Annotated in this window: 17 protein-coding genes; 11 read left to right on the top strand and 6 right to left on the bottom strand. The window is 68.2% G+C overall.

All coding sequences use genetic code 11. From position 1 onward, the window contains the following. Window positions 1–12: 12 nt before the first annotated feature. A complete protein-coding gene (tadA, locus tag IWX89_RS00520) occupies window positions 13–492 on the top strand; it encodes a tRNA adenosine(34) deaminase TadA (protein WP_196901648.1) in 480 nt (159 codons plus the stop codon). On the opposite strand, the gene IWX89_RS00525 is transcribed toward tadA, so the two are convergent. Together IWX89_RS00525 and IWX89_RS00530 are read right to left on the bottom strand one after the other, a co-directional pair. After that, window positions 461–1162: a glutamine amidotransferase gene (locus IWX89_RS00525; protein ID WP_196901649.1), complete on the bottom strand. Its 702-nt coding sequence runs from the start codon at window positions 1160–1162 to the stop codon at window positions 461–463. The two genes, tadA and IWX89_RS00525, sit on opposite strands and share 32 nt — an antisense overlap. Continuing rightward, on the bottom strand, window positions 1159–2121 hold the full coding sequence (locus IWX89_RS00530; protein WP_196901650.1) for a cation diffusion facilitator family transporter: 963 nt from the start codon (window positions 2119–2121) through the stop codon (window positions 1159–1161). Before IWX89_RS00530 ends, IWX89_RS00525 begins: the two co-directional genes overlap by 4 nt. 86 nt (window positions 2122–2207) lie before the next feature. Between IWX89_RS00530 and proC the strand changes: the two genes are divergently transcribed. Then, window positions 2208–3056 carry a pyrroline-5-carboxylate reductase gene (gene proC / locus IWX89_RS00535; RefSeq protein ID WP_196901651.1) on the top strand — a complete coding sequence of 283 codons (849 nt, stop codon included), beginning with the start codon at window positions 2208–2210 and terminating at the stop codon, window positions 3054–3056. A gap of 124 nt (window positions 3057–3180) precedes the next feature. Here proC and IWX89_RS00540 read toward each other — a convergent pair whose 3' ends face one another. Beyond that, complete coding sequence (locus IWX89_RS00540; RefSeq protein ID WP_196901652.1) at window positions 3181–3852, bottom strand: TrkA family potassium uptake protein; 672 nt, start codon at window positions 3850–3852, stop codon at window positions 3181–3183. After that, window positions 3845–5287, bottom strand: a complete 1443-nt coding sequence (locus IWX89_RS00545) for a TrkH family potassium uptake protein (protein WP_196901653.1) — start codon at window positions 5285–5287, stop codon at window positions 3845–3847. Before IWX89_RS00545 ends, IWX89_RS00540 begins: the two co-directional genes overlap by 8 nt. 74 nt (window positions 5288–5361) lie before the next feature. On the opposite strand from IWX89_RS00545, the gene IWX89_RS00550 reads away from it, so the two are divergent. From IWX89_RS00550 to IWX89_RS00560, 3 genes are all read left to right on the top strand, one after another. Further along, window positions 5362–5808, top strand: a complete 447-nt coding sequence (locus IWX89_RS00550) for a helix-turn-helix transcriptional regulator (protein ID WP_196901654.1) — start codon at window positions 5362–5364, stop codon at window positions 5806–5808. A gap of 90 nt (window positions 5809–5898) precedes the next feature. Further along, complete coding sequence (locus IWX89_RS00555; protein ID WP_134509026.1) at window positions 5899–6090, top strand: helix-turn-helix domain-containing protein; 192 nt, start codon at window positions 5899–5901, stop codon at window positions 6088–6090. Between the two features lie 94 nt (window positions 6091–6184). After that, on the top strand, window positions 6185–6283 hold the full coding sequence (locus IWX89_RS00560; RefSeq protein WP_003792170.1) for a 30S ribosomal protein bS22: 99 nt from the start codon (window positions 6185–6187) through the stop codon (window positions 6281–6283). Between the two features lie 63 nt (window positions 6284–6346). Here the strand turns inward: IWX89_RS00560 and IWX89_RS00565 are convergent, their stop codons facing one another. Beyond that, the gene (locus tag IWX89_RS00565; protein WP_196901655.1) at window positions 6347–7069 is read right to left on the bottom strand and encodes an HAD family phosphatase; all 723 of its coding nucleotides are present in this window, start codon (window positions 7067–7069) and stop codon (window positions 6347–6349) included. A gap of 53 nt (window positions 7070–7122) precedes the next feature. Here IWX89_RS00565 and IWX89_RS00570 point away from each other — a divergent pair, with 53 nt between their 5' ends. Both IWX89_RS00570 and IWX89_RS00575 read left to right on the top strand, forming a co-directional pair. Beyond that, window positions 7123–7392: a glutaredoxin family protein gene (locus tag IWX89_RS00570; protein ID WP_196901656.1), complete on the top strand. Its 270-nt coding sequence runs from the start codon at window positions 7123–7125 to the stop codon at window positions 7390–7392. Then, the gene (locus IWX89_RS00575) at window positions 7389–7691 is read left to right on the top strand and encodes a Dabb family protein (RefSeq protein WP_196901657.1); all 303 of its coding nucleotides are present in this window, start codon (window positions 7389–7391) and stop codon (window positions 7689–7691) included. The genes IWX89_RS00570 and IWX89_RS00575 overlap by 4 nt, the downstream gene beginning before the upstream one ends. Window positions 7692–7776: 85 nt before the next feature. Here IWX89_RS00575 and aspS read toward each other — a convergent pair whose 3' ends face one another. Beyond that, window positions 7777–9090 (bottom strand): aspartate--tRNA(Asn) ligase, encoded by a 1314-nt coding sequence (gene aspS / locus IWX89_RS00580; protein WP_231382778.1) that lies wholly within the window; start codon window positions 9088–9090, stop codon window positions 7777–7779. A 130-nt stretch (window positions 9091–9220) separates the two neighbouring features. On the opposite strand from aspS, the gene IWX89_RS00585 reads away from it, so the two are divergent. Genes IWX89_RS00585 through IWX89_RS00600 form a run of 4 tightly spaced genes read left to right on the top strand, consistent with a single transcriptional unit; the run spans window position 9221 to window position 12894 of the window. Next, window positions 9221–9865 (top strand): histidine phosphatase family protein, encoded by a 645-nt coding sequence (locus IWX89_RS00585; protein ID WP_196901659.1) that lies wholly within the window; start codon window positions 9221–9223, stop codon window positions 9863–9865. Beyond that, window positions 9862–10458, top strand: a complete 597-nt coding sequence (locus IWX89_RS00590; RefSeq protein WP_196901660.1) for a TlpA disulfide reductase family protein — start codon at window positions 9862–9864, stop codon at window positions 10456–10458. The genes IWX89_RS00585 and IWX89_RS00590 overlap by 4 nt, the downstream gene beginning before the upstream one ends. A 2-nt stretch (window positions 10459–10460) precedes the next feature. Further along, window positions 10461–11222, top strand: coding sequence for a cytochrome c biogenesis CcdA family protein (locus IWX89_RS00595; protein WP_196901661.1), 762 nt, complete (start codon window positions 10461–10463; stop codon window positions 11220–11222). Next, a complete protein-coding gene (locus tag IWX89_RS00600; protein WP_196901662.1) occupies window positions 11206–12894 on the top strand; it encodes a cytochrome c biogenesis protein ResB in 1689 nt (562 codons plus the stop codon). Before IWX89_RS00595 ends, IWX89_RS00600 begins: the two co-directional genes overlap by 17 nt. Window positions 12895–12912: the final 18 nt, after the last annotated feature.

The following is a 12912-nucleotide window of genomic DNA, read 5'->3' on the forward strand; positions in this document are numbered from 1 at the left end:
GGAGGCATCCGGATGGGCGAGCAGGATCGTCGGCACCGCGAGTGGATGCTGCTCGCCCTCGCGGAGGCGCGCGCGGCCCTGGCGACCGGGGATGTCCCGGTCGGCGCGGTGGTGCTCGACGCGGGCGGCGCGGTGATCGGCCGTGGTCGGAATGAGCGCGAGCTGCACCAGGATCCGACCGCGCACGCCGAGATCGTCGCCATCCGCGAGGCCGCCGCGGCCCTCGGCGACTGGCACCTGACCGGGTGCACCCTCGTGGTCACCCTCGAGCCGTGCGTGATGTGCGCGGGTGCGATCGTCGCGGCCCGGGTGCCGGTGGTGGTCTTCGGGGCCTGGGATGAGAAGGCCGGGGCGTCCGGGTCGATCTACGACGTGCTGCGGGACCGCAGGCTCAACCACCGGGTGGAGGTCTTCGCCGAGGTGGATGCCGCGGAGTGCGGCATCCTGCTCCGAGACTTCTTCAGCGATCCAGCCCGGCGAGCCATTCGCTGAACATGGCCCGGGAGGCACCCTGCATGCCCGCTGAGTAGCGTTCACGCTCCAGGCGGAGGTCCGCCGGGTCGAACCCTTCCGCGGCCACCTCGGCCTCGGAGGCTGCCAGCCAGACCTCGTGCATCTCCTCGGTGACCTCGGGATGGAATTGCACCGCGAGGGCCCAGTTCTCTATCCCGAACGCCTCGTTGCCGTACTGCGGCGACCCGGCCAGCCGGGTGACGCCCTCCGGAAGGTCGAACGTGTCGCTGTGCCACTGGAACACGGGCACTCCGGCGATGTGCCGCACGGGGGAATCGGCGCCGGCCTCGGTCGGTTCCACTGAGCGGTAGCCGATCTCATTGGTCGGTCCTCGGTAGACCGTGGCGCCGAGCGCGGTCGCCATCAGCTGGGCGCCCAGGCAGACCCCGAAGACCGGCCGGCCGGCGGCGAGCCGGGATTCGAGGAGCGTGATCTCGTCGCGCAGCGCCGGGAACCGGTCGGCCTCGTAGACGCCCATCTCCCCGCCGAGCACCACGACGAGGTCGGCGGCGTGGGGGTCGATCACGGTCACGTCTTCCCGCATGGTGTCCACGTAGCGCACGTCGTAGCCGTGCTCGAACAGCACCGGCTCGAGATTGCCGAGGTGGATCGTGTCGTCGTGGCGGAGCACGATCGCGATGCGGCTCATTCGCTGCCCTTGATCACGATCGCGTCGGTGGGAAGTTCGCGGTGCCCCGGGTCGATGAACACGTCCGGCTCGAGGTAGATCGTGCGGGCGATCGGCACGGCCTCGCGGATCCGGGCCTCGACAGCGTCGATACCGGCGGCCACGTCCGAGAACCGGGTCTCGGCGTCGAAGGCGACCTTGGCGGCCACGAGAAGCTCGTCCGGGCCGAGGTAGAGCGTCTTCAGGTGGATGATCCGGCGGGTCTCGGGGCCGGAGAGGATGGCGTGCTCGATCCTGGCGGCATCCGTGCGCCCGGCACCTTCGCCGACCAGCAGGCTCTTGGTCTCGACGCCGAGCACGATCGCCACGAGCACGAGGAGCACGCCGATGAAAAGGGTGCCGATGGCATCCCAGATCGGCTCGCCCGTGATGATGGTCAGGCCGACGCCGAGGAAGGCGAAGACGAGCCCGGCGAGGGCCGCGACGTCTTCGAGCAGCACGACGGGCAGCTCGGGGGCCTTGGCATGCCGCACGAACTGCACCCAGGTCTGCTTGCCGCGCAGGAGGTTCGCTTCCTTCACGGCCGTGCGCAGGGAGAACGATTCGAGTCCCATGGCGACCAGAAGCACGACGATCGGCAGCCAGGGCACCTCGAGCGGGTGGGGGTCCTGCAGCTTCTGCACACCCTCGTAGAGCGAGAACACGCCGCCGATGGAGAAGAGGATGATCGACACGACGAACGCGTAGACGTAGCGTTCCCTCCCGTAGCCGAACGGATGCGCCGTGTCGGCGTCCTTGCGCGACTTGCGGCCGCCGAGCAGCAGCAGCAGCTGGTTGCCGGAGTCGGCGAGTGAGTGCACTCCCTCGGCGAGCATCGACGAGGAGCCGGAAAAGGCCCACGCGATGAGCTTCGTCACGGCGATGCCCAGGTTGGCCGCCAGGGCGGCCACGATTGCTTTGCTTCCGCCGGATGCGCTCATGCAGCAATCCTAGAACGACGGGCAAAGCCGGTGTGCCGGTCACCGCGCACGGCGGCCGGACAGCAGGTCGAAACTAGACTCCCTCCATGACTACGACTGCTTCCACCACGCTCCCCACCATCGCGTTCCTGGGCGCCGGATCGATGGCCAGGGCCGTCCTGACCGGTCTGCTGACCCCGAGCGTCACCGTGGAGGGCGGCATCCGTGCCACCAACCGAACCGCGGCGAAGGCCGCCGAGCTGGGCGGCATCGACGGCGTGACCGCGTTCGCCACGGCGGAGGACCCCGAGGCCAACCTCAAGGCGGTGGCCGGCGCCCGCATCGTGATCGTGGCCGTCAAGCCGGCCATGGTGCCCGACCTGCTCACCGAGATCGCCGGCAGCCTCGAGCCGGGAACGCTCGTCGTGAGCGTCGCCGCCGGCGTCACGATCGCCACCTTCGAGTCGCTGCTGCCCGAGTCGGTGGCCGTCATCCGCTCGATGCCGAACACGCCGGCGCTCGTCGGCAGGGCGGTCACCGGGCTCAGCGCCGGCACCCGCTCCAGCGCCACCGACCTCGACCTCGCGACCGCCCTGTTCGGCACCGTCGGCGACGTGCTCGTCGTGCCGGAGAGCAAACTCGACGCGCTGAGCACCATTTCCGGCTCCGGCCCGGCCTACGTCTTCTACCTGATCGAGCAGCTCACGGCCACGGCGGTCGCCAAGGGCTTCACCCCGGAGGAGGCGGCCGTGATGGTCAACGGCACCTTCCTCGGCGCCTGCACCCTGCTGGCGGGCTCCGACCAGTCTCCGACCGAACTCCGCCGCCAGGTCACCAGCCCGAGCGGCACCACCGAGCGGGCCGTCTGGGAGCTCGAAAAGGGCGGACTCAAGGAACTCTTCGACCGGGCGACGGATGCCGCACTCGCCCGCGCCCGCGAACTCGCCGGCCACTAACCCGGCACCACCGCCGTCACGCTGAGTTGCGGGGAAAACACCTTCGTCGGCGTTGTGAAGGTGCTTTCTCCGTAACTCAGGGCTGGCGGAAGCCCCGAGCGGGTGCGGACGCTCCCGGCGGCGCTCAGGATTCGAGCGCGGCGAACCGTTCGATGTCGGACTCGGTGCCGGACACGATGATCAGGTCCTGGTCGGTGACGACGGTCTTCTCGGTCGCGTAAGTGAACGGTCGACCGGGGCTCTTCACGCCGACCACGGTGACGTTGTACTTGCGGCGCAGCCCGGATTCGGTCAGGTTGAGCCCCCGGATCGGCTTCGGCGGGATCATCTTGACCAGGGCGAAGTCGTCGTCGAACTCGATGAAGTCGAGCATGCGCCCGGAGACGAGGTGGGCGAGGCGTTCGCCGGCCTCCGCCTCGGGGAACACGACGTGGTTGGCGCCGATGCGCTCGAGGATCGTGCCGTGGGACTTGGAGATGGCCTTCGCCCAGATCTGCGGAATGCCGAGGTCGACCAGGTTCGCCACGATCAGAACGCTCGCCTCGATCGATGAACCGACGGCGCACACCGCGATGGAGAAGTCCTGCGCACCGATCTGGCGCAGGGCCTCGATCGATCGGGCATCCGCCTGGACCGCGTGGGTGACGCGCTCGGACCACTTCTGCACCAGCGCGTCGCTGTCGTCGACGGCGAGCACCTCGCGGCCCAGGCGGTCGAGCTGCCCGGCCGTCGCGGCGCCGAACCGGCCCAGGCCGATCACCAGCACGGGGGAGTCGTGTTTGAACAGCTCAGCCAACGATGGGTCTCTCTTCCGGCCGTCTGAACAACTGCCTGCTCTGGCTGGCGGCGAGTGCCGCCGCGAGAGTCACTGTACCAACGCGGCCCATGAACATCGTCGCCGCCAGCACGTACACCCCGGCGGGCGGCAGATCGGCGGTCAGACCGGTCGACAGCCCGCAGGTGGCGAACGCCGAAATCACGTCGAAGAGCACCAGGTCGAACGGGGCCTTGGAGATCTGCAGGATGAGGATGCTCGCCACGGCGACGGTCGTCGCACCCCAGAGCACGACGCTCACGGCCAGGCGCAGGATGTCGCTCGGGATGCGTCGGCCGAAGGCCTCCATCTCGGACCGACCGCTGGCCTCGGCGAAGGCCGCCAGGAACAGGACGGCGAGGGTGGTGACCTTGATGCCGCCGGCCGTGGACGCGGAACCGCCGCCGATGAACATGAGCATGTCACTGGCCAGCAGGCTCGACCCGTGCAGGTCGCTGACGTTGATCGTGGCGAAGCCGCCGGAACGGGTCATCACCGACATGAACAGCGACTGGAAGACGGTGTCGCCCACGCCGAGGGACCCGAAGGTCTTCGGGTTGTCGAACTCGAGCACGATGTAGATGACCACGCCGGCGACCAGCAGGGCGATCGTCGTGAAGAGCGTGAGCTTGACGTGCACGGACCAGCGCCGCGGCGTCCGCCAGCCGCGGGAGAGGGCATAGATGACCGGGAAGCCCAGGCTGCCGAGGAAGACGCCGAGCATGAGCGCGCCGAGGAACCACTCGTCGTTCGCGAACGGGGCAAGTCCGCCGACGTTGGGGTTGAAGCCGGTGTTGGTGAAGGCCATGGCGGCGTAGTACACGCTGTGCCAGATCGCTTCGCCCAGGGCGGCGCCGCTCGCCAGGATCCTCGGCAGCAGGAGCGCCGCGACGACCAGTTCGATCGCCAGTGCGCTGATGGCGACCGTGAGGAGCAGATTCCCCACTTCGCCCAGGCGCACCGTCTGGCCCTCGTTCACCGGGCCGGCGTGGATCCGCGACGGGTTGGTGTCGCTCGCCGCCATGAGCTTGGCGCGCAGGCCGAGCCGCCGCGAGATGACCATTCCCATCAGCGAGGCCAGGGTCAGCACGCCGACTCCGCCGATGTTCACCCCGACCACGACGAGGATGTTGCCGAACGCGGACCAGTGCGTCGCCATGTCCACCGTCGAGAGCCCCGTCACGCAGATCACCGACACCGCGGTGAACAGTGCGTCGTGGAGGGGCGTCAGGGTGCGCGCGGACGACGCGACCGGCAGGGAGAAAAGCAGCGTGAAAACGAGGATCAGGCCGGTGAAGACGAGGATGGCGAAGCGTGACGGTGACCTGCGCGCCAGGGCGTCAACCGAGTCGCGAACGCCCACGAACCATGGGGTCTGACGATGGCCGAATGACACCCCGCCCTTCGTTGCGCGCATGAATCCTCCGGGCTGGTCGGGGCCGACGACCCGTCGCCATGGTATCCCTCAGCGGGAATGACTAGCCTTGGGGCATGGCAGACATCTTCGGCGTGGTGGCGGACTCGACCCGACGCGAAATACTACGCATTCTCCTCGAGCGATACAACCAGTCGAACACCGCCGGCGGCGAGCTCAGCGTGTCGGACATCGTCGACAAGCTGGGGCTGAGCCAGCCGACCGTTTCCAAGCACCTCAAAGTGCTCCGTGAGTCCGGCCTGGTCGGCGTGCGCGAAGCCGGCCAGCACCGCTATTACCACCTGGACTATGCGCCCCTCGAGGAGATCGAGGACTGGCTGATCCCGTTCCTCAGCGTCGACTTCGACGCGTCGGCCGAGGAGTCCGCCGAGGAGACCGAGGGGCTGAAGGAGGAGCAGCGGGCCTTCGCCGCGGCCATCGGGAAGGCCTTCGCCGACACGTCATTCCAGATGGCGCATGCGGTCAAAGATGCCAAGCCGAGAAAATGGCGCAAAAACGACTAGACGGCCGTTCCGGGTAGCCCCTAGAGTTTTCATCTAGCACGTGGGTAACGTCCGTCACAGGACCGGGCCACGATCGTGAGGAGAACCCGAATGCAAGATCTCTCTGACGTACGCTTCCTGACCGTCGCCGAGGTGGCCGAGATGATGCGCGTGTCCAAGATGACCGTCTACCGGCTCGTGCACTCCGGAGAACTGCCCGCGATCCGGTTCGGCCGGTCATTCCGGGTGCCGGAATCGGCTGTTTCCGCGGTGATTCAGCGCCCGATTGCGGACACCGCGTAAGGGCCCGTTCTTTTTCCGGTAGAATGGTGTTTTCGTGTCGGCCGCGAGTCTCGCGGCGAAACCAAATCTTGTAACCAAATCTTGTGAGGTCCGTGTGGGTTCTGTAATTAAGAAGCGACGCAAGCGTATGGCGAAGAAGAAGCACCGCAAGCTGCTTCGGAAGACCCGTCACCAGCGTCGCAATAAGAAGTAGGTCGCTTCCGGACCGTTCGGTCCTCAAGCGCCGGTTCTATGCGTGAGCGCTAGGTCCTCGGACCTAGCGCTTTTTGCTTGCCCGCGCGGCCGCGGTGATGCTCCCACGTTTGAGTCGCATGATCGGCCAATGGCGCGCCGTCGCGTAGCGGTGGAGCGTCGCATCCGGATTCACGACGACGGGATTGCCTACGAGGTCGAGCAGCGGAATGTCGTTGTGCGAATCGGAGTAGGCCCAGCATCCCGTGAGGTCGGCGTCGCTGCGCAGGGCCTGCCCGCGCGCCGCCTCAGCCTTCTGGTCTCCGTGGCACACGCCATCGGTCAGGCGACCCGTGAATACACCCTCGACAGTCTCAAGCACCGTGCCGAGAGCCCCGGTGAAGCCGAGCCGCTCGGCGATCACATCGGCAACCTCCTGGGCGGTGGCCGAGACCAGCCAGACCTCGCGACCGGCTTCCAGGTGCGCCCGAGCCACGGCGACGGTTTCGGGCCAGAGCAGGCGGATGAGCCGGGCGTCGAAGATCTCCCGGCTCAGGTCGATCAGCTCGGCGCGGTTGTGGCCGACGACGACCTCGAGGGCGCGCTCGCGCACACTGGCCAGGTGCACCCGGTTCTCTCCCACCGCGATGAACCTCGCCTGCTTCCAGGCGAACGAGCTGATGTCGCGGCCGGTGATCATCCGGCGTCGCCAGGCGCCGATGCCGAGGTGGTACAGGCTCGCTCCGCGCATGAGCGTGTTATCGACATCGAAGAAGGCGATGGAGCGGGCGGCGTTGGCGTCAGGCATGTGCGCCTGAGTCTAGTTGCGCGAAGCAGCCGGAGCCAGCATAGGCTGAAGCAATGGCCACCGCACTCCTCACCCTGATCGGCAAGCCCGGATGTCACCTCTGCGACGACGCGCGGGAGCTGGTGGACAGCGTCGTCTTGAAACTCGCCGACAACCCGGCGGCACCGGCGATCGTGCTCGAGGAGCGTTCCATCCTCGACGACGCCGAGCTGAACGAACTGTACGTGGAGGACATCCCCGTGCTGCTGATCAACGGCAAGGTGCACAATTACTGGCGGATCGACCCGCTGCGACTGCGCACCGCGCTCCTGGCCGTTCAGTGAGCATTCGGCACGTCGTCTCCTGGAAACTCAGCGCGACGGACCCGGCGACCCGGGCCGACGACGCGGCCGGGATCGCATCACGCCTCGAAGCCCTCGTCGGCGTCGTGGCGGAGATCCGCTCGCTGCGGGTGGGCGCGGATGTGCTGGGCGGCGACAACTGGGACATCGTGCTGATCGCCGACTTCGACGACCTCGCCGCGGTCGCCCGCTACCAGGAGCACCCGGCGCACCAGGCGGCCGGCGCCTTCATCCGGTCGGTCGTCTCGGCCAAGATGGCCGTGGACTTCCTCGTACCGTAGGTCGCTCGACCGGCGGTGATCGAGCCCGTCGGAATCAGCGCGACAGCCGGGACGGGTCAGAGCCGGTCAGGGCTCCAGGCGCCGGTCAGGGCTCCAGGCGCGACGGGCCGCGGAAGAGGAAGGTGACCTCGCGGATGCTGGTCTGGTGCAACATCAGCATGAGCACCCGTGCCAGCCCCATCCCGAACCCGCCGTGGGTCGGCACGCCGTAGCGGAAGAAGTCCAGGTAGCCGCCGAGCTCCTCCGGGTCCAGGCCCTTCTCCTTTGCCTGCTCGACGAGAATGTCGATGCGGTGCTCGCGCTGCGCGCCGGTGGAGATCTCGGTGCCGTTGAAGATGAGGTCGTAGCTGTTGGTGACGCTCGCGTCGCCCTCGGGTCGCATGTGGTAGAACGGCCGGATGCTGGCGGCGTAGTCGGTGAGGAAGACGAATTCGTGCCCGTAGGCCTCGGCCACGTAGGCGGCGATCTGGCGCTCGCCCTCGGGGTCCATGTCGTCGTCGTCGCGCGGCACCTCGTAGCCGCGGCTCTTGACGATCTCCTTGGCCTCTGCCAGGGGGATGCGCGGGAAGGGCTGGCTCGGCACGGTCACTTCGACGCCGAACAGGGCGAGCACCTCGTCGCCGTGCTTGGCCTTGACCGCGGCGAAACCGGCGACGAGCAGCTCCTCGTGCAGCTGCATGACGTCTTCGTGGCTGTCGATCCAGCTGATCTCGGCGTCGACGCTGGTGAATTCGGTGGCGTGGCGGCTGGTGAACGACGGGTCGGCCCGGAACGCCGGTCCCACCTCGAAGACCTTGCCGAAGCCGGCCGACTGCGCCATCTGCTTGAAGAACTGGGGGCTCTGCGCGAGGTAGGCCTTGGTCTCGAAGTACTCCACCTCGAACAGCTCGGCGCGGGACTCGCTTGCGCTGGCCATCAGCTTCGGGGTGTGCAGCTCGATGAAGTCGTGTTCGACCCAGTAGCTGCGGAGCGCGTGCTCGAACGTGGTCTGGATGCGGAAGATGAGGTTCTGCTTCGGCTGGCGCAGGTCGAGGAAGCGCCAGTCCATCCGCTTGTCGAGGCTGGAGTCGGCTGCGATCGGGGTCTCCGGGATGGCGACGGTGACGAGCTCCAGGCTGGCCAGCTTGATCTCGATGCCGCCGAGCTTGACCCGCTCGTCGTGCTTGAGTTCGCCGGTGACGGTGACGAAGCTGCCCTGGGAGAGGGCGGAGATCGTGGTGGCGGGCTCGTCCGCGACGATGACGCCGTCGGCATCCGTGGTGCGCGGGTTCACCAGCTGCACCGCGCCGGACTCATCCCTGAGCACGACGAACTGCACCTTTTTCTGGTCGCGGACGGTGTCGACCCAGCCGGACACCGTGACGGTGCCATTCGAGAGGGCGGCCAGGTTCTTGATCAGTATGCGCGCAGTCACTTGGCAAGTTTAGCGGCAGGCGTCACCGGGGGCCGACAGCCGGCGCAGTCCGCGGCGCTCCCGGCGTCGTGCGCTCTCGGTGAATTCGCGGGTGGGGCATCCGTAGACTGTTCGGGTGGCAGCCAGTCAGTTACATCTCGTCCGTCACGGTGAGGTGTTCAACCCCGAACGCGTTCTGTATGGACGGCTGCCCGGCTTCGGGCTCTCCGACCTCGGCCTGGCCATGGCGGAGGCTGCGGCGGCCGACCTGGTCGAACGGGGTCGCCCGGTCGCGCGGATCGTCTCCTCGCCGCTGCAGCGCACACGCGAGTCCGCGGCGCCGATCGCGGCGGCCTTCGGCCTCCCCGTCGACATCGACCCGCGCCTGATCGAGCCGGCCAACTTCTTCGAGGGCAAGCGGATGCGCGGCCCCGACGGCGCCCTGCGCGACCCTCGCAATTGGCGGGCACTGGTCAACCCCCTCCGGCCCAGCTGGGGCGAGCCGTTCCAGTCCATCACCGAGCGGATGCTCGCCGCCATCGACGACGCGTACCACTCCGTCGACGGCGGCGACGTCGTGCTCGTCAGCCACCAGCTCCCGATCTGGATGGTGCACCGCGCGCTCTCCGGCGAACGCCTCGCGCACGATCCCCGCAAACGCCGGTGCGGTCTCTCGAGCATCACGACCCTGTCCTGGCGCGGCGACGGCCCGGTCGAGGTGGGCTATTCGAACCCCGCCGTCGACCTGCAGGCCGGCGCCACCGACGTGGGGGCGGTATGACGAACCGGGCGCGCGCGGCGATCGTCGGACTCCTGGCGGCGGCGCTGCTCCTGACCGGCTGCGCGACCGATCCGCTCGCTGCCCAGTACCGCGAGGGCAGCAACAAGGGGTTCATCGCCGGTGACGGCAGCTGGACGGAGATCCCCGCGGCCAAACGCGGCGACCCGATCACCTGGACCGGCACGAGCGAGACCGGCGCGGCCCTCTCCAGCGCCGACTACGCCGGGCAGGTCGTCGTCGTGAACTTCTGGTACGCCAGCTGCGCACCGTGCCGTGCCGAGGCCCCCGCCCTGCAGAAGCTCAGCGCGCAGTTCGAGGGCAAGGGCGCCTCCTTCGTCGGCGTCAACGTGCGCGACCAGGCCGCGAACGCGGTCGCCTTCAACGACAACTACGGTGTCGGCTACCCCTCGGTGATGGATGTCGGCGACGGGGCAATGCAACTGGCCTTCAGCGGCAGCATCCCGCCCAACGCGGTGCCGACCACGCTGGTGATCGACCGGTCCGGCCGGGTCGCCGCCCGCATCCTCGGCGAGCTGTCCTCGCCGTCCATCCTCGAGACGCTGGTCACCTCCGCGCTCGACGAGGGCGCTTAGGCGTGGACAATCCCTTCGGTGAGATCGTCTTCAGCGGGCAACTCCTCTTCGCCATCCCTGTCGCGATCCTGGCCGGCCTCGTCTCGTTCGCGTCGCCGTGCATCCTGCCCCTCGTTCCCGGCTACCTGGCCTACATCGGCGGGTTCACCGACGGGCGCACCAGCGCGGCGCGCGGGGACCGGCGCGGCCAGGGCCGGCTGCTGGCCGGCGTGGCCCTGTTCGTCCTCGGCTTCACCCTCGTCTTCGTGCTCACCGGCGTCGTCTTCGGATTCGCCGGTTTCTGGCTCAACCAGTACCGAGACCTGGTCACCCGGATCGCCGGGGTCGTCGTCATCCTGCTCGGCCTGGTCTTCGTCGGCCAGTTCGCGCGCCTGCAACGCACGGTCAAGTCCTCCTGGAAACCGCGGATGGGGTTGGCGGGAGCCCCGGTGCTCGGGGCCGTCTTCGCCGTCGGCTGGACGCCGTGCACCGGGCCGACGCTGACCGCGATCAATTCGCTCAGCCTCACCACGGGGTCACCGTGGCAGGGCGGACTGCTCGCCCTGTTCTATGCGCTCGGCCTCGGCATCCCGTTCCTGCTGATCGCGCTGGGCCTGAACTGGGCGACGGGCGCGGTGTCGTTCCTCAAACGGAACGTGCGAACGATCAATCTTTTCGGCGGCGTCCTGCTCGTCGTCATCGGCGTGCTCATGGTGAGCGGCATCTGGAATGCCTGGCTCCTCGATCTGCAAGGAGTGATTGGCAGCTATGTCCCGGCCGTCTGACCATTACGATTCCCCGGCGCCGGTCGCCGCGGAGGGCATCGTCCAGCCGCGCCTCGGCTTCGTCGGGTGGCTGCGCTGGTTCTGGCGCCAGCTCACCAATATGCGCACGGCGCTGTTCCTGCTGCTGCTGCTCGCCATCGCGGCCGTGCCGGGGTCGCTGGTGCCGCAGCGCAGCTCCGACCCGAACGGGGTCACCCAGTACTTCACCGACAACCCCGACCTTGCCCCGGCCCTGGACAAGATCCAGGCCTTCGACGTCTACTCGTCCGCCTGGTTCTCGGCGATCTACCTTCTGCTGTTCATCTCCCTGATCGGCTGCGTCATCCCGCGCACCAAGCATCACTTCCTGGCGTTGCGGGCGAAGCCGCCGCGCACGCCGGCCCGCCTGGCCCGACTGGCCGGGTTCACCACGCGCACCGCCCCGGCCGGCACGGATGCGGCGGCCGCCGTCGACTCCGCCCGCGGGCTGCTGCGGGCCGGCGGTTACCGGGTCGCCCTGTTCGACAGTGCGCCGCAGGCCGATGTGCGGGAGTTCTCGGTCTCGGCCGAGCGGGGCTATCTCCGGGAAACCGGCAACCTCGTCTTCCACTTCGCCCTCGTCGGCATCCTGATCACGGTCGGGTTCGGCAGCGGTTTCGGGTTCAGCGGGCAGCGGGTGCTGGTCGAAGGCCAGACCTTCGTGAACACGCTGCTGGCCTATGACTCGTTCAACCCCGGCCGGTTCTTCAACGACGACAGCCTCGACCCGTACAAGCTCACCCTCAACGACTTCCAGGTCACCTACGAGACGAAGAACCTCAAGGCCTACGGCCAGCCGATCGACTTCACCGCCGGCGTGAGCGTCACCCGGCGGGGACAGGCGGCCGAGACCGGCGAGGTCAAGGTCAACTCCCCGATGCGCACCGGCGGCACCGACGTGTACCTGCTCGGCAACGGCTACGCGCCGTCGATCACGGTGAAGAACCCGCAGGGCGACGTCGTCTTCACCGACGCGGTGCCGTTCCTGCCGCAGGATGCCAATCTCACCTCGCTCGGGGTGATCAAGGTCCCCGATGGGCTGGCGAAGCAGCTCGGCATGATCGGCTTCTTCTACCCCACCCAGGCCAAGGCCACCTCCGGAGCGTTCTACTCCTCGTTCCCCGACCTCGAGTACCCGCTGCTCACGCTCAACGTCTATTCCGGCGACCTCGGCCTGGACGCGGGGGTACCGACATCCGTCTACTCCCTCGACACCGACAAGATGACCCAGCTCACCGGTGGCAAGACCGGCACGAAGTCGATCGAGCTCAAGCCGGGGGAGACCCAGCAGCTGCCGAACGGGCTCGGCTCGGTCACTTTCGACGACGCGCACCCCGGGGCGAAGGCCGGCGACTTCTCCGGCTCGGTGCTCCGGTTCGCCTCGTTCGACATCCACCACGACCCCACCCAGCTCTGGGTGCTGTCCTTCGCGGTGCTCGCCCTGCTCGGGTTGCTGACCAGCCTGTTCGTGCCGCGCCGACGCGTCTGGGTGAAGGCCGTCGAGGAAGCCGACGGTTCGGTGCGACTCGAGTACGCCGGGCTCGCCCGCGGCGAAGACCCAGCCCTCGAATCCGTGGTGGCCTCCCTCGCCGACCGGCACTCGGACCTGCTGTTATCCTCCCAATTGGCCGCCCCGGCTCCCGAACACACTTAGGCTGACACAGTGAATCTC

This window comes from Cryobacterium sp. MP_M3 (assembly GCF_015752155.1).
Lineage (GTDB): Bacteria > Actinomycetota > Actinomycetes > Actinomycetales > Microbacteriaceae > Cryobacterium.